The 2,089-nt window shown below is 74.8% G+C and carries 3 protein-coding genes; all 3 read right to left on the bottom strand.

Annotation, left to right across the window (positions count from 1 at the left end; translation table 11 throughout):
- Positions 1-106 precede the first annotated feature (106 nt).
- The gene (locus tag NWP09_RS12570; protein WP_258275839.1) at positions 107-538 is read right to left on the bottom strand and encodes a heat shock protein transcriptional repressor HspR; all 432 of its coding nucleotides are present in this window, start codon (positions 536-538) and stop codon (positions 107-109) included.
- Entirely contained in the window at positions 538-1,494 is a 957-nt protein-coding gene (locus tag NWP09_RS12565; RefSeq protein WP_258275838.1) for a DnaJ C-terminal domain-containing protein, read from the bottom strand. Before NWP09_RS12565 ends, NWP09_RS12570 begins: the two co-directional genes overlap by 1 nt.
- 48 nt (positions 1,495-1,542) lie before the next feature.
- Positions 1,543-2,089, bottom strand: a 547-nt coding sequence (locus tag NWP09_RS12560) for a nucleotide exchange factor GrpE (RefSeq protein WP_258275837.1), incomplete at its 5' end; no start/stop codon positions are given.

Genomic DNA, 2,089 nt, shown 5'->3' with positions numbered 1-2,089 from the left:
GGCGGGCACCGGCGTGTCGGTGCCCGGCGGCGGCGGCACGGACGGGTCGGTCACGCGCACATCATGGCACCGGGGACGGCGGCGCGGGCGGACGGCGGTGCTGGGGTCAGCGGCCCTGCGGCCGCCAGAGCACGACCGAGCCGGGGCGCGTGGGGCGCGCCCCGGCTCGCAGGGTCGTGATGCCGGCCGCGCCGGCCGCGAAGATGCGGCGTCCCTGCTGCTGCATCACCGCATCCGCGAGTGCCGACTCGAGCTCGCGCACGCGGGCGCGCAGCTCGCGGTTCTCGTCGCTCATCGCGAGGATGCGGCGGATGCCCTCGAGCGAGACGCCCTCGCTCGAGAGCAGCTGCACCTGCTTGAGCCGCCCGACGTCGCGCATCGAGTAGCGGCGCGTGTTGCCCGCGGTGCGCGCGGGCTCGACGAGGCCGAGCCGGTCGTACTGGCGCAGCGTCTGGGCGTGCAGGCCGGCGAGCTCGGCGGCCGCCGCGATCGAGAAGATCGGCGACGACTCGTCGAGGCCCTCCGGCACGCCGCCCATCAGGCCGCCTTCGCCTTCGCGAGCAGCTCGTCGCGCGGCGACTCCTTCGGGCCCGCCTCGACGAACGCCTCGAGATGCTCGACCTGGGCCTTCGTGAGGTGGCTCGGCACCGCGACCTGGATGGTCGCGAGCAGGTCGCCCGTGCCCTTCTTGCCCGCGACGCCGCGGCCCTTCACGCGCAGCACGCGTCCCGACGGGGTGCCGGGCGCGACCTTGAGCCGCACCGGGGCGCCGCCGAGGGTGGGCACCTCGATCGTCGCGCCGAGCGTCGCCTCGGCGAACGTCACCGGCACGTCGACGCGCAGGTTGAGGCCGTCCATCGTGAAGACCGGATGCGGCCGCACCTGCACCGTGAGGATGAGGTCGCCCGGCTCGCCGCCCGTCGGCGACGCGTCGCCCTTGCCGGGCAGCTTGATCTTCTGGCCGTCGTGCACGCCCGCCGGGATCTTGACCGTCATCGTCTTGCCGCCGACGGTGAGCTTCAGGGTGTCGCCCTGGACCGCCGACGTGAAGTCGAGCGCGGCACGCGCGGCGATGTCGCGGCCGCGCGCGGGCCGACGGGCGCCGAAGCCCCCGCCGAACCCGCCCTGGCCGCCGAACATGCCGCCGAGCAGGTCCTCGAAGTCGCCCTGCGAGTACTGCACGCGGGGGCCGCCGCCGAAGCCGCCGAAGACGTCCTCGAAGCCGCCCGAGCCGCCGGGCGCGAAGCGAGGCCGGCCGCCCGCCATCGCGCGGATGGCGTCGTACTCCTGCCGCTGCTTGGGATCCGACAGCACCGCGTGCGCCTCGGAGATCTCCTTGAAGCGCGCCTCGGCGGCCGCGTCGCCCGGGTTGGAGTCCGGGTGGAACTGCCGCGCGAGCTTGCGGTACGTCTTCTTGAGGTCGGCCTCCGAGACGTCCTTGGGCACGCCGAGCACGGCGTAGAAGTCCTTGTCGAACCAGTCGTTGCTAGCCACGCTCCACCTCCCTCAGTCGCGCTCGGCGCACCGCCATCCTGCCCGGGCTCACTCCGCCGGGACGAACACCGCGACCTTCGCGGCCCGCAGCACGCGCTCGCCCACGCGGTAGCCGGTCTGCACCACGTCGGCGACGACCATCTCGGTCACCTCCGGGTTCGGCAGCTGCGCGACGGCCTCGTGCCGGTCGATGTCGAACGGCTCGCCGACCTCGCCCAGGCGCACGACGCCGAGCTGCTCGAACGACGCGCGCAGCTTCTGCGCGACGATCGCGAGCGGCCCCTCCGCGAGGTCGCCGTGCTTGTCGGCGAGGTCGAGGTCGTCGAGCGCGGGCAGCATCGTCGTGATGACGGATGCGATGGTCGCGTCGCGGTCGCCCGCGCGCTCCCGCTCGGTGCGGTTGCGGTAGTTGACGTAGTCGGCGCGGAGCCGCGCGAGCTCGTCCTGCTGCTGCTCCGCCTTCGCCTGCAGCGCCGCCCGCTCGGCCTCGACCGCCGCCGCCTCGCCCTCGAGCAGGGCGCGGTCGGCCTCGCTCAGGTCGTCGGATGCGGTGGCGGGCTCGCCGGCGCCGGCCGCGGTCGCGTCGCCCTCGGCC

It is taken from the genome of Agrococcus sp. HG114 (genome assembly GCF_024723325.1).
In the GTDB taxonomy this organism is placed as follows: domain Bacteria; phylum Actinomycetota; class Actinomycetes; order Actinomycetales; family Microbacteriaceae; genus Agrococcus.
This window is presented reverse-complemented; position numbering and strand designations above follow the sequence as displayed.

Excerpts from the sequence above, each read along its gene's own strand:
- NWP09_RS12570 (WP_258275839.1), bottom strand. The coding sequence starts at position 538 with ATGGGCGGCGTGCCGGAGGGCCTCGACGAGTCGTCGCCGATCTTCTCG.